This window comes from Hyunsoonleella ulvae, from assembly GCF_016827605.1.
GTDB classification, from domain to species: Bacteria; Bacteroidota; Bacteroidia; order Flavobacteriales; family Flavobacteriaceae; genus Jejuia; species Jejuia ulvae.
The window spans coordinates 868,762-891,373 of sequence record NZ_JAEPJQ010000001.1 but is presented as its reverse complement, the minus strand read 5'-3'; the positions used below and the strand labels follow the sequence as shown (position 1 = coordinate 891,373).

The 22,612-nt window shown below is 34.3% G+C and carries 20 protein-coding genes; 14 read left to right on the top strand and 6 right to left on the bottom strand.

Going from position 1 to position 22,612, the window contains the following annotated elements:
* Window positions 1-185: 185 nt before the first annotated feature.
* From JS605_RS04120 to tsaB, 13 genes are all read left to right on the top strand, one after another.
* The gene (locus JS605_RS04120) at window positions 186-1,178 is read left to right on the top strand and encodes a cytochrome c oxidase subunit 3 (RefSeq protein WP_203256389.1); all 993 of its coding nucleotides are present in this window, start codon (window positions 186-188) and stop codon (window positions 1,176-1,178) included.
* A gap of 52 nt (window positions 1,179-1,230) precedes the next feature.
* Window positions 1,231-1,611 (top strand): cytochrome C oxidase subunit IV family protein, encoded by a 381-nt coding sequence (locus JS605_RS04115; protein WP_203256388.1) that lies wholly within the window; start codon window positions 1,231-1,233, stop codon window positions 1,609-1,611.
* A gap of 97 nt (window positions 1,612-1,708) precedes the next feature.
* On the top strand, window positions 1,709-2,434 hold the full coding sequence (locus tag JS605_RS04110; protein ID WP_203256387.1) for a hypothetical protein: 726 nt from the start codon (window positions 1,709-1,711) through the stop codon (window positions 2,432-2,434).
* Window positions 2,418-3,170: an SCO family protein gene (locus tag JS605_RS04105; RefSeq protein WP_203256386.1), complete on the top strand. Its 753-nt coding sequence runs from the start codon at window positions 2,418-2,420 to the stop codon at window positions 3,168-3,170. The genes JS605_RS04110 and JS605_RS04105 overlap by 17 nt, the downstream gene beginning before the upstream one ends.
* The gene (locus JS605_RS04100; RefSeq protein ID WP_203256385.1) at window positions 3,163-3,696 is read left to right on the top strand and encodes a DUF420 domain-containing protein; all 534 of its coding nucleotides are present in this window, start codon (window positions 3,163-3,165) and stop codon (window positions 3,694-3,696) included. Before JS605_RS04105 ends, JS605_RS04100 begins: the two co-directional genes overlap by 8 nt.
* A gap of 13 nt (window positions 3,697-3,709) precedes the next feature.
* Window positions 3,710-3,928 (top strand): hypothetical protein, encoded by a 219-nt coding sequence (locus JS605_RS04095; RefSeq protein WP_203256384.1) that lies wholly within the window; start codon window positions 3,710-3,712, stop codon window positions 3,926-3,928.
* 107 nt (window positions 3,929-4,035) lie between these two features.
* Window positions 4,036-4,737 carry an ABC transporter ATP-binding protein gene (locus tag JS605_RS04090; protein WP_130936438.1) on the top strand — a complete coding sequence of 234 codons (702 nt, stop codon included), beginning with the start codon at window positions 4,036-4,038 and terminating at the stop codon, window positions 4,735-4,737.
* Entirely contained in the window at window positions 4,730-5,959 is a 1,230-nt protein-coding gene (locus JS605_RS04085) for an ABC transporter permease (RefSeq protein WP_203256383.1), read from the top strand. The genes JS605_RS04090 and JS605_RS04085 overlap by 8 nt, the downstream gene beginning before the upstream one ends.
* Window position 5,960: 1 nt before the next feature.
* Window positions 5,961-7,205 (top strand): ABC transporter permease, encoded by a 1,245-nt coding sequence (locus tag JS605_RS04080; protein ID WP_203256382.1) that lies wholly within the window; start codon window positions 5,961-5,963, stop codon window positions 7,203-7,205.
* 12 nt (window positions 7,206-7,217) lie between these two features.
* On the top strand, window positions 7,218-8,339 hold the full coding sequence (locus tag JS605_RS04075) for an efflux RND transporter periplasmic adaptor subunit (protein WP_203256381.1): 1,122 nt from the start codon (window positions 7,218-7,220) through the stop codon (window positions 8,337-8,339).
* Window positions 8,340-8,341: 2 nt separating this feature from the next.
* Window positions 8,342-9,673 (top strand): TolC family protein, encoded by a 1,332-nt coding sequence (locus JS605_RS04070; protein WP_203256380.1) that lies wholly within the window; start codon window positions 8,342-8,344, stop codon window positions 9,671-9,673.
* Window positions 9,674-9,695: 22 nt separating this feature from the next.
* Window positions 9,696-10,190, top strand: a complete 495-nt coding sequence (locus tag JS605_RS04065; RefSeq protein WP_203256379.1) for a TlpA family protein disulfide reductase — start codon at window positions 9,696-9,698, stop codon at window positions 10,188-10,190.
* Window positions 10,190-10,861 (top strand): tRNA (adenosine(37)-N6)-threonylcarbamoyltransferase complex dimerization subunit type 1 TsaB, encoded by a 672-nt coding sequence (gene tsaB / locus JS605_RS04060; protein ID WP_203256378.1) that lies wholly within the window; start codon window positions 10,190-10,192, stop codon window positions 10,859-10,861. Before JS605_RS04065 ends, tsaB begins: the two co-directional genes overlap by 1 nt.
* Here the strand turns inward: tsaB and JS605_RS04055 are convergent.
* The 4 genes from JS605_RS04055 to JS605_RS04040 form a co-directional block, all read right to left on the bottom strand.
* On the bottom strand, window positions 10,858-11,673 hold the full coding sequence (locus JS605_RS04055; RefSeq protein WP_203256377.1) for a mechanosensitive ion channel family protein: 816 nt from the start codon (window positions 11,671-11,673) through the stop codon (window positions 10,858-10,860). The genes tsaB and JS605_RS04055 overlap by 4 nt on opposite strands.
* A gap of 76 nt (window positions 11,674-11,749) precedes the next feature.
* Window positions 11,750-12,103 carry a DUF1304 domain-containing protein gene (locus JS605_RS04050; RefSeq protein WP_203256376.1) on the bottom strand — a complete coding sequence of 118 codons (354 nt, stop codon included), beginning with the start codon at window positions 12,101-12,103 and terminating at the stop codon, window positions 11,750-11,752.
* Window positions 12,100-14,205, bottom strand: a complete 2,106-nt coding sequence (locus tag JS605_RS04045; protein WP_239000245.1) for a thioredoxin domain-containing protein — start codon at window positions 14,203-14,205, stop codon at window positions 12,100-12,102. The genes JS605_RS04050 and JS605_RS04045 overlap by 4 nt, the downstream gene beginning before the upstream one ends.
* A 79-nt stretch (window positions 14,206-14,284) precedes the next feature.
* Complete coding sequence (locus JS605_RS04040; protein WP_203256375.1) at window positions 14,285-14,485, bottom strand: dodecin family protein; 201 nt, start codon at window positions 14,483-14,485, stop codon at window positions 14,285-14,287.
* A gap of 206 nt (window positions 14,486-14,691) precedes the next feature.
* Between JS605_RS04040 and JS605_RS04035 the strand changes: the two genes are divergently transcribed.
* A complete protein-coding gene (locus tag JS605_RS04035) occupies window positions 14,692-16,890 on the top strand; it encodes a beta-glucosidase family protein (protein ID WP_203256374.1) in 2,199 nt (732 codons plus the stop codon).
* Between the two features lie 618 nt (window positions 16,891-17,508).
* Here the strand turns inward: JS605_RS04035 and JS605_RS04030 are convergent.
* Both JS605_RS04030 and JS605_RS04025 read right to left on the bottom strand, forming a co-directional pair.
* The gene (locus JS605_RS04030; protein ID WP_203256373.1) at window positions 17,509-19,137 is read right to left on the bottom strand and encodes a PKD domain-containing protein; all 1,629 of its coding nucleotides are present in this window, start codon (window positions 19,135-19,137) and stop codon (window positions 17,509-17,511) included.
* Window positions 19,138-19,173: 36 nt separating this feature from the next.
* Complete coding sequence (locus JS605_RS04025; RefSeq protein WP_203256372.1) at window positions 19,174-22,491, bottom strand: VCBS repeat-containing protein; 3,318 nt, start codon at window positions 22,489-22,491, stop codon at window positions 19,174-19,176.
* Window positions 22,492-22,612 lie beyond the last annotated feature (121 nt).

The window sequence follows — 22,612 nt, the reverse complement described above, 5'->3', positions numbered from 1 at the left end:
TAGGGATAGAACGGTATGTTTGAAATCCCCGACGATAGGAGGGATTGAGTAGTGAAAGCCCGACCCGACCGAAGGAGGGTAATGCCAATAAAAGAAAAAATCTGGGTCTATTTTTAGAGAGCGATATTTCGTTAGATGAATAAAATGATTATTTTTGTGCAACTTTTAAATAACAACCTTTATATATGAGTACAGCAGTAGCAGAAGGCAAAACTTGGGGCGGAGGTAATAAACCTTTACAGGCGAGTTATGGTAAAATGATGATGTGGTTTTTCATCGTTTCTGATGCATTAACATTCTCTGGGTTTTTGGCAGCCTACGGTTTTTCTAGATTTAAGTTTATAGATGCATGGCCTATTGCAGATGAGGTGTTTACTCACTTCCCGTTTTTACATGGCGTAGATGCACCGATGTATTACGTTGCTTTTATGACGTTTATACTTATTATGTCTTCTGTAACCATGGTGTTGGCTGTTGATGCTGGGCACCATTTAAATAAAGCAAAAGTTACTTTATACATGTTTCTTACCATTATAGGAGGTTTAATATTTGTTGGATCTCAAGCTTGGGAATGGAACACGTTTATTAAAGGCGATTACGGTGCTGTACAAACTAAAGGTGGTAACATTCTACAGTTTGGACACTATGTAGATAAGGATGGAGAAAAGATCTTTAAGCGTGTTGCTGTAAGGGATTTTGCTGTTTCTGCAGCTCATAAAGATAGAGCACAGCACGAAAGAAAGAATGGGTTGTGGTTTGTTAGCGAGGGTGCGTTACCTAACTATACTATGGATGAAGTGATTCATGGGTTACAGGCTAACAAAGATATCTTGGTAAGAACGCAAATACTTAACGAAGAAGGGGAAAAGACAGTTTTATCAAGAGAAGAATCCATAAACCAAATTATGAAAAATGGTAAGGTTTACGTTGAAGGTGCCAATCTTCATGTAAATGAATATGGGTCTCCTTTATTTGCTGACTTCTTTTTCTTTATCACAGGATTCCACGGGTTTCACGTATTTTCTGGAGTAGTTATAAACATTATTATTTTCTTTAATGTTGTTTTAGGTACTTATGAAAGACGCAAGAGCTACGAAATGGTAGAGAAAGTAGGATTGTATTGGCACTTTGTAGATTTAGTTTGGGTATTTGTATTTACATTCTTCTACTTAGTTTAATAAAAAAATATTAGCCAATAGCTAAAAGCTAAAGGCCAAAAGCAAAATTAAAATGGCACACGAACATAAATTAGAAATATTTAGAGGTTTATTAAAGTTTAAAAGTAACACTCAAAAAATCTGGGGTGTTTTAATTTTCTTGAGTATTGTAACAGCTATAGAAGTTGCGCTTGGTATTGTTAAACCAGAGTGGTCTATGGCAAAGTTTCTTGGGATGAAACTTTTAAACTGGATATTTATTGGTTTAACCATTGTAAAGGCATACTACATTACTTGGGATTTTATGCACATGCGTGATGAAACCAAAGGTTTGAGACGCATGGTAGTTTGGACGACTATATTCCTAATTATATACCTGATTTTTATTCTTTTACAAGAAGGAGGATATGTGTTTGATGTCTATGACGATGGTTTTATAAAAAGAGATTTTTAAGCACAATTTCGTGTTAAAATATATAACTAAGGTGGTTTTTAAGAACCACCTTTTTTATTTTTGCAGAAGTATTTACTAAAGGGTAATCTAAGGTTTTATGAAATATAAAAAAGCAGGTATATACGCAATTTTAGGAATTCTTTTTTTTCTTCCGGTTACCTTCTTATTGTTTTTATACCCAGCAACCCATAATTACACGCCACTTGATATTGTAAATGAAAATGTACTGGATTTAAGCGATTTTGATTCTGATACTGAAGACAAAATTGTTTTAAAAGATCATATTACCGTATTAAGTTTTTTGGGTGCTAAACCTATGGAACGATTAACAGCGACTTCTAATCTAAAGGAGTTAGTATATGATAAGTTTAAGGGCTTTAAGAAGTTTCAAATAGTTTTAATTGCACCTCTAGCAAGTAAAGCGGATGCTGAAAAATTACGAAAGGAGATTAGCCTTTATGAAGATTTACGTTTCTTACATCTTGTATATGGTACACCAGAGCAAATAACTAACCTGTTTAATAGTATAAAATATACCCAATCTTTAGATGAAAATTACGCCACAGATAATGTTTTTATTATTGATAAAGATTTGAGCCAACGTGGGCGTATTGATGATAGGGAAGATCGTGAAATAGAAAAAGATAAACCTATCTATGGGCTTAATTCATATAACTGCATAGAGGTGGCTACCATTAAAAATAAAATGAGTGAGGACTTACGTATCTTGTTTACTGAATATAGGCAAAAGCGCAAAGGCGAATTTAATTCTGATACACGAAGAGCAGACGATTTAAAAGGAAGAGATGAAACGAAAGAATAATTACTCTTACATAGGTATAGCATTTGTGATTCTGGTTTTTGGTATATGGTTTGTACCAAGAATTGTAGATAGGATAACTAATAATGATGTGTCGCGCAAGGAAAGCAGAAGCGATCAAAAACGAGAACAAGTGAAAACGTCTACTGCTTCTGATTTAGCATTTATTGAAAATAATGGTCAAAAGCGAAAAGTGCCAGAATTTAGTTTTACAAATCAAAACGGTAAGTTAATTACCAATAAGGATTATGAAGGAAAGGTATATGTTATAGAATTCTTTTTTACAACATGCCCAACCATTTGCCCGAGAATGAATAATAACTTGGTTAAAATTCAAAACGAGTTTAAGGATTTACAGAATTTTGGTGTAGCATCATTTACTATAAATCCAGAATACGATACTCCCGAAGTCTTAAAAGAATATGCTGCAACCTATGGTATTACAAACCCTAATTGGCATTTGATGACTGGGGATAAAGCAACCATATACGAGTTGGCAAACGCAGGGTTTTATATATATGCTGCCGAAAACAGTGTTGTAGAAGGAGGTTTTGAGCATTCTGGAAACTTTGCGTTGATAGATAAAAATGGCTTTATCCGTTCGCGAAAAGATACATTTGGAAATCCTATAATTTATTACAGAGGTATTGCTTCCCAAGAGGAAGGTGTTGATGATAATGGAGAAACCGAACAAATTGGTATTTTAAAAGAGGATATAAAAAAGTTGCTAAATGAATAATTCAGAAAAGTTACTCGATGAAAAAAAGTATAACACCTTAATTGTTGTATTGTCTATAGCTATTCCTGTTGTAGTAGCTGTTTTGTTTCGTGTTAAGATTGATGCGACACTACCTGTGTTTTTACCGCCAATATATGCAGCTATCAATGCGGTTACTGCTGGGGTTTTAATAGCAGCCTTAATAGCAATTAAAAATAAAAAGATTAAACTACATGAGCGCTTAATGAAGTTAGCTATCGTTTTATCTGTGTTGTTTTTAGTAATGTATGTAGCTTATCATATGACTAGCGATTCTACTAAATTTGGAGGCGAAGGTGCAGTTGCATATATCTATTATTTCATTTTGATCTCACATATTTTACTGTCTGTAGCAGTTATACCTTTTGTATTAATAACTTACGTTAGGGCTATTACCAATAATATAGAACGGCATAAAAAAATAGCCAAAATTACATTTCCTTTATGGCTGTATGTAGCTATAACCGGTGTGGTGGTTTACATTATGATTTCTCCTTACTATACCTAATGCTTTTAAAAAGATGAAGTCTAAAGTTGTCTTATTGCTTGTTTCCTTTTTCTTGTACTTAGAAAGTAATGCGCAATGTGCGATGTGTCGCGCAGTATTAGAGAGTGAGGAAGGGCAAACTGCAGCTGAGGGTATTAATAATGGTATTATGTATTTAATGGCGATTCCTTATATATTGGTTGCTGGTGTTGGCTACCTGATTTACAGGAAGTTCTATAAGTTAAAAAAGTAATAAAAGTTTTTTCACACATTTTTTGTAACATTTCTTTGTAATGTTAGTCTTATTGCAAAGTGCATTGGTTAAAAGTGACTAATTGAACGTTCTCAATCAATCAAAAAATGTTAAAAATAAACGCATTACACAAGTCCTATGCTATAGGTGATTCCAGTTTACATGTTTTAAAAGGTATAGATTTATCTGTAGAAGAAGGTGAGATGGTAGCTATTATGGGATCTTCAGGTTCAGGAAAATCTACCTTATTAAATATTATAGGAATGTTGGATGTTGCAGATTCTGGAGAATATATTCTAGATGGTTTGCCAATTGATAATCTTACCGAAAAAAAAGCAGCAGTGTACAGGAATAAGTTTCTAGGGTTTATATTTCAGTCCTTTAACCTTATTAACTACAAAAATGCACTAGAGAATGTGGCATTGCCATTATATTATCAAGGCTTAAAACGTAAAAAGCGTCAAGAGCTGGGGATGTTTCATTTAGAGAAAGTGGGTTTGGCAGACTGGGCGCACCATCTTCCTAAAGAACTGTCTGGTGGGCAAAAACAACGCGTAGCTATTGCCAGAGCCTTAGCCGCAAATCCCAAGTTACTTCTTGCAGACGAACCTACTGGTGCACTAGATACCAAAACGTCATACGAAATTATGGAGTTTATCCAACAGCTTAATGATGAAGGGAAAACCATTTTAATGGTAACCCATGAGGAGGATATTGCAAATATGTGTAAGCGTATTGTAAGATTGCGAGACGGTGTTATAATGGAGGATAAAAAAGTAACTCAAGTAAGAGCCAATCAGTATGTTTGATTTAGACCTTTGGCGGGAAATATTTCAAAGTATCAATAAGAATAGAACGCGTAGTTTGCTTTCAGGTTTCACTATCGCATTTGCTATTTTATTGTTTACCATACTTTTTGGTATTGCCAATGGTCTTGAAAACACATTTATTGAATTATTTGGTACCGATGCACAAAATTCCATTGTTGTATTTCCAGGTAGAACCAGTAAAGCTCACAAAGGGTTGCAATCTGGACGTAGAATAAGGTTTAAAAATGAGGATTATGACTATATACTTAAGGAGTTTGGAGACGACGTTGAGTTTATTACATCTAAAGTAAATAGAAATGTAGAAGCATCTTTTAAAGGAGAAAAAAATTCTTATCAAGTAAGAGCGGTACATCCAGAGCACATGTACATTGAGAATAATATTGTTGAAAAGGGACGATATATTAATAATTCCGATTTAGAGAATAAAACTAAAGTAGCTGTTATAGGCGAGGCCATAAGTGAAGATTTATTTGCAAATCAAGAAGCCATTGGAGAGTATATTAACTTAAGCGGAATCCCGTATAAAGTTGTAGGAATATTTTCTGATGACGAAGGAGATAGTGAAGAAAACGTTATCTATACGCCAATTACAACGGCACAACGTGTTTATGGTAATAACGATTATATAGATTTTATCCATCTTACCTATAACCCAAAATTAAGTTACGATCAGGCCATTGCATTTGGTAATTCGCTAACCTTAAAATTAAAAGAGAAGTTTGATGTAGCAAGAGATGACCAAAGGGCTATTAGGGTAAGAAACTTTGCAGAAGGTACCAAAGGCGTGAGTCAGATGATGTTTGTGTTAAACTTTATAGTATTGTTTGTTGGCCTAGGAACTTTAATAGCAGGCATCATGGGCATAAGTAATATTATGGTGTTTATTGTTAAAGAACGCACCAAAGAACTTGGTGTTAGAAAAGCTTTAGGCGCTTCTCCAAGATCTATTGTATCTATAATATTATTGGAATCTATCCTGATAACATCTTTAGCAGGCTATGTTGGGCTATTAATAGGAGCAGCAGTTTTAAAAATTATGGGCCCTGGTTTAAAAGATTATTTTATTACTAATCCAGGAGTAGATACATCAGTTGTAATAGGAGCAACAATTTTACTAATTATTTCAGGAGCACTAGCAGGATATTTACCTGCGAATAAGGCATCAAAAATAAAACCAATAGTAGCATTAAGAAACGAATAGAATGATAAAGTTTTTATTTGATGGCGATACATGGCAAGAGTTGTACGATAGTATTCGGAAGAATAAACTACGTACACTTGTTACCATTTTTGGTGTTGGCTTTGGGATATTTTTGTTAATAGTATTATTGGGTTCAGCTAAAGGGATGGAGAATAGCTTTAATAGGTTGTTTGGCGATTTTGCTACGAACACTGTTTTTATTTGGGGGCAGCGTACCAGCAAGCCTTTTAAAGGGTTTCAAGAAGGAAGAAGAGTGCAATTAAAACTAACAGATGCATATAGGGTAGAAGAGAATATTCCAGGAGTAGAATTTGTAGTTCCTAGAAATCAAAGAGGTTCCCAAGTTAATAGAGGTTTCTTATCTGGGAGTTTTCAAATAGGTGGAGATTATCCGCTTTTAGATGAAGTTGAAAAGAAAAAAATAATCCATGGCCGTTTTATCAACGAAAACGACATGCTAAACAAAAGAAAAGTAGCCGTTATTTCTGAAGATGTATACAAACAGCTATTTAAAAAAGATGAAAAAGCAATTGGAGCATATATAGAAATAAACAGTATAAACTTTAAGGTGGTAGGAGTATTTAAAGTGTCTAATATAAATATGGGGCCGCGCATTAATATGCACATACCATTTACAACTTTTCAGCAAATCTTTAATCAAGGAGGAAGAATTGGTTGGATGGTCATAACCGCTAAACCCGAATTTAATATTGTTCAAGTAGAAAAAGATAGTAAACTGTTGCTTAAGAATATGCATAATATTCATCCTGATGATCGAAGAGCTTTTGGGAGTGCAAACGCAGGGAAAGAATTTGGAAAAGTTACAGGGTTTTTAACCGGAATGCAATTTTTAACATGGTTTGTGGGTATAGCTACATTAATAGCAGGTGTATTTGCGATTGGTAATATTTTATTAATCACAGTAAGGGAACGTACTAAAGAAATAGGCCTGAGGCGCGCCATAGGGGCTACTCCTTTGGAAATAATGAGTCAAGTAATACTCGAAGCAATAGTACTATGCTTAATAGCCAGTGTTATTGGGATTATCTTTGGAGGGCTAACATTAATGCTAATAAATGCCACAGTGGGTCAAGGGCCAGATGCTACTTTAGTTAATCCATCAGTTTCAATTGCTGTAGTAGGCTTTGCACTTGTAATTTTAGTAGTCCTAGGGGTGTTAATTGGTTTAATACCAGCATTTAAAGCAAATAGTGTGAAACCTATAGAAGCATTAAGAGAAGAATAAACAATCAAAAAAATGAATAAAACAGTAAAAATTATTTTAGTTCTATTAGCGGTCGTCGCTTTAGTCTTTGTATTAAGGTATTTTATGGATGCTAATTCAAAAGATGTTGAAGAATTTGATGTGGCAGAACCATTTTACACAACCATTAGTTCGCAAGCTGTAGCAACAGGTAAATTAAACCCAGAGGAAGAGATAGAGTTAAAACCTCAAATTACAGGAATTGTGGATAAGATTATTGTAGAAGAGGGAGATAAGGTTAAAAAAGGAGATTTAATAGCCCAAATAAGGGTAGTACCTAACGAACAAAGTTTGGCTAATGCAAAAAGTAGAATCGCTACCTCAAAACTATCAGCAGACAATGCTACAACTCAATTCCAAAGAGATAAAAAGTTATTTGAAAAAGGGGTTATTTCCATTCAAACTTTTGAGAATAGTGAGTTAAGTTATAAGCAAGCATTAGAAAACCTAAGACAAGCGCAAAACGATTATCAAATTATAAAACGAGGCTCTATATCTGGTGGTAGTGCCGCCAATACCAATATCATAGCTCAAATTTCTGGAACCATTTTAGAAATTCCTGTAAGAGAAGGCGATCAAGTGATTCAAAGTAACAACTTTAATGCAGGTACAACTATTGCTACTATTGCAGACATGAGTAATATGCTTTTTGAAGGAAAGGTTGATGAAGCCGAGGTAGGAAAGCTAGAGGAAGGCAAGGCTATAAAAGTAGTGCTTGGTGCAATTAATGATAAGGAATTCCCCGCTAAATTAACCTTTGTTGCACCTAAGGGTATAGAAGAAAATGGAGCAGTTCAGTTTACAATTAAAGCAAATGTTACATTAGACAGTATTGCAAATATAAGAGCAGGTTATAGTGCAAATGCAGAAATAGATTTAGAAGGAAAAGATAGTGTTTTGGCTATAAAAGAGGCGTTATTACAGTACAAAAGATCTAGTGATAAGCCGTATGTGGAGATTCAAGATGAAAGCGGAAAATTCAAACGAAAAAATGTGAAAATTGGAATTTCTGATGGTATTAATGTTGAAATTTTAGATGGTGTTGAAGAAGGCGATAAAATTAAAGTCTGGAATAAAGCTTCTGAGGATAAGGAAGAAGAAGAAAACAACGATTAAGGATGGGTAAGGTTATTAAAAATACGATATTACTAAGTTTATGCTTAGCTGGGTTTATAGGGGGTTCTCAACAAAAAAAATGGACGCTTCTAGAATGTGTAAACCATGCTTTAGAAAATAATATCACAGTATCTCAAAACGAAAATTCCATTCTTTTGAACGAACAAGATGTTATTGAAGCCAAGGGGCAATTTTTACCTTCCTTGGGAGGAAGTATTAGGCATAACTTATCCATTGGTAACAGAGAATTGTTTCCAGGACAGTTTGTTGATAGAACCGATAATAGTACAAGTATTGGTGTGAGTGCAAACCAAACCATATTTAATGGGTTTAGACTCACGAATTTGTATAAACAATCACAATTAAACTTAGAAACCAGTAAGTTGGAATTGAGTAGAATTAAAGATGATATCTCTTTAAATGTGGTAAATTCATACCTTAATGTTTTGTTCAATAAAGAGCGTTTAGAGACGGCAAGGGCGCAGTATAATTTTTCAAAAAAACAAGTAGAACAGGTTAAAGAACTTGTAGATGCGGGTACGCAGCCAAAGGTTAATATTTATGATGCCGAGGCAACTTTAAGTACAGATGAACAGAATTTAACTGTTGCTGAGAATAATTATAATTTAGCGTTGCTTACATTATCGCAATTGTTACAATTGCCTTTTAACGGGTTTGACGTTGAGATTATTGAAATAGATAATCCATCAGAAACCTTGTTATATGATAATGTTTCCCCAATTGTAGATCATGCTTTTGAAAATAGAAATGAGATTAAAGTAGCTGAAAAACGAATTGAAAATGCTGAATTAGGCACAGAAATTTCTAAGTCAGGATATTATCCATCATTAACGTTTAATTATGGTTTCGGGTCAAATGCTTTTTTTACCAACGTACTGGATACCGAAGCAGATTTTATTTCTCAATTAAATAACCAAAAAGCGCATGCCTTTACTTTGAATTTAGGCATCCCTATATTTTCTAGATTTCAAAATAAAACAGCAGTTGCCAGATCTAGAATTCAAGAGGAACAGGCAAAATTAGGTCTAGAGCAGGCAAAATTAGATTTAGAATCTAACATCCAACGTGCTTTTACAGATGCCCAAGCAGCATTTAAGGCATACAGCGCAGCCAAAAAATCTCTAAAGTCGCAAGAGTTGGCATTCCAAAATGCTCAAGAACGTTATAATATTGGTGTTATGAATGCTTTTGAGTTGGAGCAATCTAGGGTAAGATTTATTAATGCGGAGTCTGCCTTAATTAATGCTAAATATGATTTTGTTTTTAAGACAAAAGTTTTAGATTTTTACATGGGAAAATCTCTTACTAATTAAGAGATCCCATGAAACTCTAATTATGAGAAAAATTGTATTGGTTTTTGTGTGCCTATCTTGTTTTGTTGTAAGCGCACAGAAAAAGAAGATTTGGGCAAAATCTTTTCTTAATAAAAAAGCACCCGAATTAGTTGTAGAGAAATGGCTTACCGATACTCCAGACACTAAGGGAAAATTTATCCTTTTAGATTTTTGGGCTACTTGGTGTGGACCTTGTAAAAAGGCTATTCCTAAGCTTAACAAGTATCAAGAAAAATTCAAGGACAATCTAGTGGTTATTGGCATAAGTGATGAAACTAGGGCTAAAGTAAAAAAAATGAAAACACCTGTAATGAAATATTACAGTGCTATTGATACCAAAGAACGTTTAGAGCAAAAGTATGAGGTAAAAGGTATTCCACATTGTGTACTTATAGATCCTAATGGGATAGTACGTTGGGAAGGTTGGCCAGATTTGGAAGGTTTTGAATTAACATCAGAAGTTATAAAAGATATCATTGAAAAATACAGCTCTTAATGTCTATAATACTTAGCTTAGAAACAGCTACTACTAACTGTTCGGTGGCATTATCAAAAAACGGAGAAACTATTGCTTTAAAAGAAGATGCCAGAAACGGGTATTCCCATGCTGAAAAATTGCATGTTTTTATCAATGAAGTTTTAAAAGAAATTAATGTTAAGCGTTCTAATATAGATGCTGTTGCGGTTAGTAAAGGCCCTGGCTCTTATACGGGTTTGCGTATTGGTGTTTCTGCTGCAAAGGGGTTGTGTTTTGCTCTAGATAAACCATTAATTTCCTTACCTACATTAGAGGTTTTAGCACAGCAAGTTTCTATTGATGAAGGTGTTATTATACCTATGTTGGACGCACGACGGATGGAGGTGTATTCTGCTATTTTTGATGCAAAATACAATCAAACAAGAGACACCCAAGCCCAAATTTTGGATGAAAGCTCTTTTAGAGAGTTCCTAGACCAAGGAAACGTATATTTTATTGGTAATGGTGTGGAGAAAACTAAAGAAATTATAGGGCATCCAAACGCTGTTTTTATAGAAAACAAGTTGCCATCTGCCAATGAGATGGGAGCTTTGGCTTATGATAAACACAAAATAAGCGACACCGAAGATGTCGCTTATTTTGAACCTTATTACTTAAAAGATTTTGTAGCTATAAAGCCTAAATCTTAAGCATCTTTATGTATTTCAACACTGTGTGGGTAAGGAATTTCAATGCCTGCTTTATCTAGTGCTATTTTAACATTTTCAGTCACGTCAAAATAAACATCCCAGTAATCCTCAGTTTTACACCAAGGTCTTGTTGCGAAATTCACAGAACTATCTGCAAGCTCTAAAACCGTAACGGCAGGGGCAGGATCTTTTAAAACTTTAGGGTGCGCTGTTAAAACATCCAGTATAACATTTTTTGTCTGTTTTATATCTGCATCATAACTAACACCAAATACTAAATCCACACGACGCGTGCCTTCAGTAGTATAATTGATAATATTTCCATTTGAAAGGGCACCATTGGGAATAATGATTTCTCTGTTGGATAAACCGGTAAGCTTAGTGGTAAAAATTTCAATTTCTTTTACAACCCCAAGCTCGCCTTGAGCTTCAATTAAATCCCCAATTTTAAAAGGTTTGAAAATCATAATTAATACACCTCCAGCAAAGTTTCCTAACGACCCTTGAAGTGCCATACCAACTGCCAAACCTGCAGCTGCTAAAATCGCTGCAAAGGAGGTAGTTTCAACACCTAACTGAGACAAAATTGCTAAGAATAATAATATTTTTAACGCCCAACCGATTAAATTAAGTAAGAATTTCTGTAAGCTCTCATCATAATTTTGTTTGGTCATTACCTTAGAAATTCCTCTATTAATTTTTTTAATGATCCAAGAACCGATAATCCAGATTACAATGGCACCAATAATTTTTATACCATATTCTACAATAAACCCTTGAGCCATATCAAGATATTTGTCTACGTTTTCCATAATTTTTTTAGTTTTTAGTAGTTACTAAATTAAAAACTATTGCTTAGTTTTTAAGTGATTAAATGATTAATTAATTTTAAATAAAACAAAAAACAAGAGCTATTATAGCAGGAACAGCTTGTACCAAAAATAGCTTTAATTGCTTTGTTGAATAAGACCCATAAATACCTGCTATGGTCACACATATTAGGAATAATACAGCTATTTCTTTATTTTTAGTAATACAAGAATAAACCAATCCAGCAGCTAAAAATCCGTTATACAACCCTTGATTTGCAGCTAATACTTTGGTGTCTTCGGCAAATTTTTTGGATTTTAAACCAAAGGTTTTAATACCTTTAGGGGTTGTCCATAAAAACATTTCTAGCACTAAAAAGTAAAGATGTTCTAATGCGACAATGACGATAAAAATAATTGCTATTGTACTCATTTGTTTAATAAATTAATGGCTTTATCTACTTCATCTACTGGTAGTTTGCAGGCTTTATTCACACAAACATAAATAAGAGTCTTATTTGGAGTATACCTATGTTTTAGTAAAGGCATGTTGTTTTCAGAAATACTTCCAGCTATTAGTTTGTTGGGAATATAGTTTTGATTTAATTCAGAAATCTTTTCTTTGGCTTGTTGTCCTGCAATGGCAACTTCATAAAACGGATTGGTATAATTCAACATTAAATCAAACCAATTAGAATATGCAGTGGGGTACTTCAACATTTCTGGTTTTACATTGTTTAGCATTGTTATTGCTGACGAGGCAAATAATGTGTTGTCAAAATAATGCGATAGCTTAAATAAGTTTTTAGCCATCATGGAATTACTACTGGGAATAACATTGTCGTGATATTCAATATTTCTGGAAACTAAAGATGCATCTTGGTTAGATGTATAATAGAATAGATTACTTTTCTCTTCATAAAAATGCTCAAAAACATACTTTGATAAATCGTTAGCAACCTTTAACCAGTTATCATTTAAAGTAGCTTCATAGAGGGCGATAAATGCATCAATTACTGTAGCATAGTCATCCAGATAACCATTAATTTTACTTTGCCCTTCTTTATAGGTATGGTTTAATCCGCCATTTTTCCGTAGTATTTTTGATACAATAAAGTTGGCATTTTTTACTGCAGCTTCTAAATAGGTTTTATTTTTAAAAACACGGTATGCATCTACATAGGCTTTAAGCATTAAACCATTCCAAGATGTTAAGGTTTTATCATCCATTCTAGGTTTTGGGCGCTTGCTTCTATTTTCAGAGAGTAGGGATTTCCAGCTAGATTTTTTTGTGTTTAGCTGTTCTTGTGATATTTTATGGTTTTTTAAAAAACCAATATTATCATCTTTTCTAATGAGCACATAATTGCCTTTTTCCCATAACCCGTAATCATTAATGTTGTAGTAATCAGAAAAGAATTTGAAGTCTTCTTTTAATAGTGCTTTTAGTTCTTCTTTTTGCCAAACATAAAAAGCCCCTTCTTCCAATTTACCTTCTGGAGTGTTGCTATCTGCATCAAAAGAGGAATAAAAAGCCCCTTCACTTGTTGTCATCTCAGATGCTATAAAGTTAAGTGTTTCTTCAACAACTTCTTTGTATAAACCATTACCTGTGACTAGATATGCATCTGAATATAAGCTAACCAATTGCGCATTATCATATAGCATTTTTTCAAAATGTGGTACGTGCCATTTACCATCAGTAGAATATCTAGCAAAGCCACCTCCAATATGATCGTAGACACCTCCAAAAGCAATCTTTTTTAATGTGAGGTTAACAAAATCCATCAGTGGTTGATTATTGGTTTGGTGTGCATAACGCAAAAGAAAATGGTAGTTATTTGGCATCATAAACTTAGGTTCACGATTGGTGCCGCCATACTTATAATCAAATTGCTCGGACCAATTTTCAACGGCATTAGAGATAAATGCTTTTTCAAAAATAGGAGCATCGTTATTTACCGCTACGACTGAGATAGAATTGATACCATTTTTAATATTTTCTGCTTGTTGTATGAGCTTATTAGGTTCCTCTCTGTAAAGTTTAGAAATTTGATTTAAAACACCTATCCATTGCTCTTTTGGTAAATAGGTATCTCCCCAAATAGGTCTTCCATCTGGTAGTGCCACAACATTTAAGGGCCACCCACCACTGCCTTTCATCAGCTGAACAGCATTCATATATATTTGATCTACATCTGGTCTTTCTTCCCTATCTACCTTTATGTTTATAAAGTTTTTGTTCATTACCTGAGCTACCAAACTATCCTCAAAACTCTCATGTTCCATAACATGGCACCAATGGCAGGAGGAGTACCCTACACTAATCAACATTAATTTATTTTCGCTTTTGGCTTTTTCTAAAGTCTCATTATTCCAGGCATACCAGTCTACAGGATTGTGGGCATGCTGCAATAGGTAAGGACTATTTTCACGTACTAAGGCATTTGTGTATTTATGTTGATTTTTGGATTCTTGATTCTCACTTTTACAATTCATAAGAATAACCAGAAATAATAGTAGTACATACTTCATAACTCAAAGTTAGTTAAAAAAGGGCATAAAAAAAGCGTCCAGATTAATGAACGCTAATAAACTTAAGCCTTATTTTAAACTACTTAACTTCAAAAGTAATTTTTACGTTTACTCTAAAATCTGTTATTTCTCCATCATCTACACTTGCGCTTTGGTCTTGTACATAAACAGAACGAATGTTTTTAACACTTTTTGCTGCTTGTGCCACTGCTTTTTTAGTTGCATCTTCCCAACTTTTTTCTGAGTTTGCTAAAACTTCAATTACTTTTAGTATTGCCATAATATGTCTTTTTAATTTATTAGGTATGTGATTTTTTAATTAAGACACGAAAGCAATCAATAGGTCACATATTAATGGTTTATTGCAGGTTGGTTTAAATATTCTAATATTTGCTTAATTCGTTCTAAACCCTATCAATGCTGTAAAGTAATTTTACATTCTGTATCATGAAAAGAACGAGTTTAAAATTTCAATAATAATTATTTATGACTGTAAAGCACCTTACCCTTGCACTTTTATGTTTATTCATTCTGTTTAATTATTCGTCTGCCCAGAATAGTGTATCTAAAAACGATGATGAGGTAATAACTAAGAAGATTGATAGTATATTACAGTTACTAACATTGGAAGAGAAAGTGGCTATGTGCCATGCACAATCAAAGTTTAGCACAAAAGGTGTAGAACGCCTTGGTATTCCAGAAATTTGGATGTCTGACGGTCCTCATGGTGTTAGGGCTGAAATTAGTTGGGATTCTTGGGATTATGCAGGTTGGACTAACGATGCAATTACAGCATTTCCTGCACTTACCTGTTTAGCAGCTAGTTTTAGTCCAGATCTAGCAGGGCAATTTGGAATGAGTATTGGAGAAGAAGCTCTGTATAGGGAAAAAGATGTGCTATTGGGACCTGGGGTTAATATATATAGAACTCCTCTTAATGGTAGAAATTTTGAATACTTAGGAGAAGACCCTTTTTTGGCCTCTAAAATGGTGGTGCCTTATATTAAAGGTGTCCAAAAAAATAATGTTGCTGCGTGTGTGAAACATTATGCATTAAATAACCAAGAGCATTGGAGAAGTACGATAAATGTAGAAGTGAGTGATAGAGCACTACATGAAATTTATTTGCCGGCATTTAAAGCTGCGGTTATAGAGGGTGGTACTTGGGCTATTATGGGTGCCTACAATAAATTTAGAGGGACTTATGCCACACATAATCCAATACTTCACAAAATACTTAAAACAGATTGGAAATACGATGGTGTGGTAATTAGTGATTGGAGCTCTACCCACAGCACAATGGAAGCAGCCATTAACGGATTAGATATGGAGATGGGAACTGGTACTGATGGTTTAGGTACAACAACCTCAAATCATTACGACTATTATTATCTAGCCACCCCTTTTTTAAAAGCCATAAAAAATGGAGACATCGATGAATCTTTGGTAGATGATAAGGTAAGACGAATTTTAAGGTTAATGTTTCGTACTACATTGAAGCCTAACAGAGGTTTTGGAAGAATTAATAATAAGGAGCATCATGAAGTAGCCAGAAAAGTTGCTCAAGGCGGTATAGTATTATTGAAAAATGAAGATAATTTTTTTCCAATTGAAGATAAACCGGGTTTAACAATAGCTGTAATTGGAGAAAATGCTACACGTTCTATGACGGCAGGTGGTGGTTCTTCTGAATTAAAACCAAAATTTGAAATTTCTCCACTTGAGGGGCTGAAGCAACGTTACAAGAACGCCAAAATAATTCATGCTATGGGATATCATACAGGCCCTTCTGTTTATGATAATATTATCCCTTCTAAACTGAATCAAGATTCACTTAGATTGGAAGCCATGGAGGTTGCTAAAAAAGCAGATATTATATTGTATGTAGGCGGATTAAATAAAAGCCATTTACAAGATTGTGAGGGCGACGACAGACAATCTTATGGATTGCCTTACAACCAAGAACGTTTTATTAATGATTTAAAAGACATAAACCCTAATTTAGGTATGTTGCTGGTAACAGGAAATGCCGTTGAAATGCCTTGGTTGTCAAAAGTTAATGGTTTAATTCAAACCTGGTATTTGGGCAGCATGGCGGGACATGCTATAGCTGATGTTGTAAGTGGAGATATTAACCCTTCTGGAAAAATGCCATTTACTGTGCCGAAGCAACTAAATGATAATGGTGCCCATTTTTATGGGGAACTGTCTTACCCTGGCGATGGTACCAATCAATATTATAAAGAAGATATTCTTGTTGGCTATCGTTGGCACGATACAAAAAAAATCAAGCCTCAGTATGCTTTTGGTTATGGGCTTTCATACACGGACTTTAGTATATCCAATATTTCAACAGATAAGAAAGCGTATACTGGAGATGACACAATTACGATAAAGTGTGATGTGAAAAATATAGGGAATGTTGATGGTTCTGAGGTTGTACAAGTGTATGTTGGGAAGTCTAAATCTAAAGTTAAAAGGGCTTTAAAGGAATTAAAAGGTTTTAAGAAAGTAGCACTTAGTAAAGGGGAATCTAAAGCGGTTTCAATAACAATTGATGTGAAAGATCTTTCATATTATAATGAGTCGATGTCTAATTGGCATCTTGAGAAAGGAACCTATATTGTGTATGTTGGTAATGCTTCAAACAACATAGCTAAGACTATCAAAATAACTATAGAATAATTTATTGTTCTTATAAAGCGATATTTGTTATCCCATTACTTTATTATGTAGGGTAATGGGGTTATTTTTATTGTTAGTTAATTATTTTAATACAAGTGCAATTATTATAACTCGATACCTACCAGCAGGCAGGGAGTGAAGAACGAGCGATGAGACATCACGTAAAGATAAGATTCCTCTATGGTTGCTATACAATATATTTTCATTGAAGTAGTACACGAGGTGTAGTGAAAGGCATCTAAATACCGTTATTTCGATTAGGTTTCAACTGCATTCAACCTAACAACAGATGTTAGCTTGTTTATTTTCATGATGAAGGTTAAAACCCTGCAATTCTTTTTTCAATCGATTTGTCAAAACTATACAAACAAAGAATGAAAGCCTTTAGTTTAAAGTTATGGATTTCAAATCTATGGTGATCTATCTTCAATTAAATAAAGATAAAATTATACCTAATTCACGTTAATTGGTAGGTATTTGGGTATTGTCACGAATATTTAATACAAGAAGCACTATCCTTTTCTAGGATAGTGCTTCTTGAGTTAAACATTGCAGTTTTCAGAGTTATGGTATTATAAAAACTAGTCTTATTAAGTCCTTGTTCGTTTAAATAATAGTTTAAGGTTTTATAATGTCATCCATGTAGAATGTACCCGTATCTTCGTTAGGTCCATTTACTATAAATACAATTTGTGTATAGGCCCCAACTTGGTTAGCTGGTAGTGGTGCAAAGTTCTCTGGGTCATCTGGCTCAAAGGCTTTAGTGGCGTTAGAGTAATCTAACGTTAACTCTTCCCAACCAGAACCTGTATGATTAACCTGTACGTTGGCAGACCTTGCTCCAGTAGGCGATATTTTTAAGTCTACGGAAAGTAGTGCAGGTATTTCAGAGTACAGTTTTATTGTAATAATCTTATCATCTGTTGTTAAATCTAACAGAGGTATATTAAAACCTGAACCTTGGAATAATCCTGAACCTCTCTGTATTTCTAAAACTCTAGGTGAGCTATTTACAGCATTTGGAAACGGATTATCTACAATTTGAATTGGTGCGCCAAAGTCGAAAGAGCCTTCTAATGGACCACCTTCAAAATCAAATACATATTGTGGACCTGCAGGTGCATCTCCAAGGCTTTGCTCAAAATCATCTAAAAAGAACGTACCTTGTGTACTACCGGGACCGTCAATAAAAAAGGCAATGGTGCCGTATTGTCCTGTTGGTGTTATGGATTGAAAATTTTCGGGGTCGTTTGGAATAAAAACTTTAGATGCGTTAAAGAAATTAAATTCTAATGTCTCCCAACCAGAACCTGTATGGTTAGTAACTACCTCTGCACCGCGTTCTCCGTTAACACCGTTTACAAATTGCAATGTGATAGGAATCGTGTTACCTGTATCGTTAAACACCTTAACGAACATTGTTTTTTTGTTGCTGCCAAAATCTATTGGTGTTGGTAAGTCGTATACAAAACCTTCAAATGCATTGCCTGAATTAGTTATGGCAGCAACATTGCTTTCTTCTTCATTTGTTCCAGATAAGTTAGGGTTTACTACTATTTCTGTAGAAACACCATTAAAAGGATTGAGTGTATAATCGGTTAATGGGTCATCAAAAGTGAGTAGTAAATCCAAAGGGCCTTGTTGTATTGTTATAAACTCTGCGCTTGAATTAGATTTACCTGTGTCTGGATTACTAGCTTCTATATCAATTTGAAAATCACCTCCTGCAGCATACGTATGTCTTATGCTGTTACCTGCATTTACAGTTTCTACTGTACCATCTCCAAAATTAATTTCAAACTGGGTAGCATTATCTGCTATTGGCGTAAGTTCTACTTCTTTTGCTGTTTCAGATACTATTAAACCACTTTCTATGTTAAGTATTGCTGTTGTTTCTACAGAAATATCTTCTGTTATCTCGGTAACTTTATCATTAGGTGAGGTGGCTAAAATTCTTATAGTATAATTGCCTTCTGGATATACATGCGTTGCTACTGCGTTTCTGGGGCCAATTAGCACTTCGGTATTATTTGGATCTCCAAAAAGAATTCTGTAGGATGCCACACCATCTCCTAAAGGGGTAACGGTAACAAGACCTGAATTGTCTGTTGCAATTTCAACCGTGGCTTGAACTCGAGTTGGAGCCTCATCTGTAAATAACACATAGTTAAAATCATTTTCTTCTTGGCAAGATGTTATTACCAAGACAAAACACAAAGCTGTTAAAAGTTTTAAAATATTTTTCATTTTTAGATTAGTTTTGGTTTCTATTTTTATTTCGTCTTAATTATTAAGTTTTATAAACTGCAGAAAGTCGTTGTTCTTTGCTGCTATCATATATTCTTGGTTGTTAATTTTTATAGAGGCTAGGTCTTTTACGTCCCCTGGAATAAACAGACCGCTTTTTATAGCGGGTATGGCTGTAAAATTACCATTGCCATGTCCTTTTAGAAATTTACCGTATCCAGCATCGGCTCTGGGTGTTTCTACCTCAGAGGCGTATAGGTTACCAGCTGTTACTAAATCTAAATTACCATCGTTATCAAAATCTTTAACTTGTATTTGGTTTATAGGGCTAATTTGTGCCTCGTTAGGTAATTTGTGTACTTTAAAACTTCCATTGGCGTTTTCTAAATAAACGCTTGCGAAAGAACTTACTTGGTAGTGGATGGCGTTTTTTAATTTGTCTTTTTCGTATACTTGGCTCAGGGTTGCGGTAGAGAATTCATCATAGGTTTTAAACTTTTCTTTAAGTTTAGGCATTTGGTCTGAAGAGCATTGCCTTCCCCTAACGGGATATTTTTTACCATCATTATAGTAACTAAGTACAATATCATTAATATTGTTATCATCAAAATCATTAAAGTAAATATCAAAAGTTTGATTTTCACTTGCCTTATATTTATAGTTTAAACCAAGATTTCCGCAAATGAGATCTTTGTCGCCATCTTTATCAAAATCGCCAGTTGCTAAACTAAACCACCAACCAGTTGTGTTCTCTAGACCTAGTTTAGAGCTAACATCTTCTAAACTTCCTTTTTTGTTCTTAAATACTTTTAAAGGCATCCACTCGCCAGCAACAAATAGATCTTTCCATCCATCGTCATCATAGTCTAGCCACAAGGCTGTAGTTACCAGACCAATTTTGCTAAAATGTTCTTGTTCACTTGTATTTATTTTAAACTTTGGGCGCCCTTTTAAGCTCACATTTTCTAATAAATAGCTGGTTGAGGGATAGGGGTAATTACCAGGTAATAATCTGCCGCCAATAAAAAGATCTAAATCTCCATCTTTATCATAATCTTCAACAACAACTCTACTGCCACTGGTAAACATTTTTGGTAAAGCTAGTTTACTCTTTATAAATTTACCTTTGCCATTGTTAATGTATAAGCGATCCTGTAGCATTTTAGAGTTAGGTTTAAACTCATTACCGCCACTTACAATGTAAATATCATTATCGCCATCGTTATCCGCATCAAATATGGTAGCTCCTATGTCCTCGTACATTCTGTCTTCTACCAGTATTTTTGTTTTTTGTTGAACAAAGCTTCCGTTAGGTTTCTGAAAAAACATACCTCCGGGATATTTACTTGCTGCTCCAACATAAAAATCATCCAAACCATCTCCGTTAAGGTCGCCTACGGCAATTCCTGGTCCAAATTGGGAAGTTTTATGAGGCAGTAATAGCTCATATTTAAAATCATCATAACTATTTTCCTTGTGCTTATAAGTGGCAATGGTGTCACCAAAACTCTGGAACAAAACAGTATTGTTAGTTACTGCTTTAGTATTGTAATTGTTACTAGCATTTTTATAGTCTAAAGTGATGTGCTGATTTGCATTAATATTAGTAAGTAGTTCTGCTTTACCGTCTGGCCATATTACTTTTACCTGTTTCACGCTTTTGGCATCTCCTAATCCAAAATGTAGCTTAGGCGCTACCGAAGATTGAAACCCTCTGCTTAATGTTAACTCTTGTGTTTGTTTTAATGCTTCTTGTTCTATTTCTATTTTAGTACCAATACCAAATGGGTTTTTTAAAGCACCTTTACATTTAAAAACCAAATAGTTCTTGGAATCACTACTTTTATTCTCAAAAACAACTGCGGTTTCATCGATATTATTTGTTATAATTTCTAAATCGCCATCGTTATCTAGATCTACATATACAGCACCATTAGAAAACCCTTCTTGCTGTATGCCCCATTGTTTATTAACCTTTGTAAATGTAAGGTCTCCATTATTTTTAAAAACGTAGTTATCTATTTTTTCGGAAGGGATTTTAAGACTTTTACTAAGTAAACTGTCTTTGTTTTTTTTCTTCCCTTTAAGGGAAATAAAATAATCTTTATTGTTAATCTCTCTTCTGGTGCCGTTGGATATGAAAACGTCTTTCCAACCATCATTATCTAAATCTGCAAAAAGAGGAGCCCAACTCCAATCTGTTGAAGATAGGCCAGCAAGTCTTGAAATGTCACTAAATTTAGGTAAGTTGTCTTCATAAATACCTGTGCCCATCTGCAGTGTGTTTTGCATAAACTGGTATTGAAACCCCACACTTTCTATGTTTTTAAACATTTGAGGGTTCATGCTTGCCATATTAGCTTTAGAGCGTCTATTAGACTCTGCATCCATATCCATTTGAAGAATATCCAATAAGCCATCGTTATTAAAATCTGCTATATCTACACCCATACCATAGAAGGCCGTGTGATTGGTAGTACGTTTAATTTGGTCTGTAAACGAGCCATCTTTATTGTTGATATACATACAATCTGGACTCCCAAAGTCATTAGAAACATACAAGTCTGTCCATCCATCGTTATTTAAATCGGCAGCAGTTACGCTTAATGATAAGCTATATTGTTTTACGTTGGCTTCGCTTGTTACTTTGGTAAAGGTTTTACCGTTATTTTTATATAGGTTATCAGTTTCGTCATCAGTAACCCTATCCATTCTCATTTTGTAGTTAAAACTGTTATAGTTAAAGGGTGTTATAGGATAGTTAGCTACAAATACATCAAGGTCGCCATCGTTATCATAGTCAAAAAATGTGGCGTCTACACTATTGCCAATATCATCAAGCCCAAAACTTTTGGCACTTTCGGTAAAAGTATTGTCGCCGTTATTTATGTAAAGCTCATTTTGCTTGGGTTGGGATTGCCCGCCCACAAGACAGTAAATATCCAAAAAGCCATCATTATTTACATCGGCCATAGTAGTGCCAGTATACCAGCGTTTATCTCCTGCAACTCCTGCGGTTTCAGTTATATCCTCAAACTTCAGATTACCTTTGTTGAGGTATAATCTATTTGCTACCATGTTACCAGTAAAAAATAAATCTTCGAGCCCATCATTATTTATATCGCCTACTGAAATTCCCCCACCCATGTACAAGTAGGGATAAGTAAAATAGTTAAGTGTATCACTTTCAGAAAGTATATTGGCAAAGGTAATACCTGTTGAATCACTTGTAATTTTTTGAAAAATGATATCCTCGGTTGGGTTTTTTACGGTACTGTTTTTTTCCTCTTTTTTACAAGAAACATAAAAAACTACCAAAGAGATACAAGTTATTATGTGATAAACTCTAACCATATTTAATGGAAAAATGAATATTGGTTTTTACAATTAAATTATCAATATTTAAGAGAGTAAGGTAAAGACATTACTCCCTTAAATTGATAAATAAAATAATTGAAACTAAATAAAACTATAT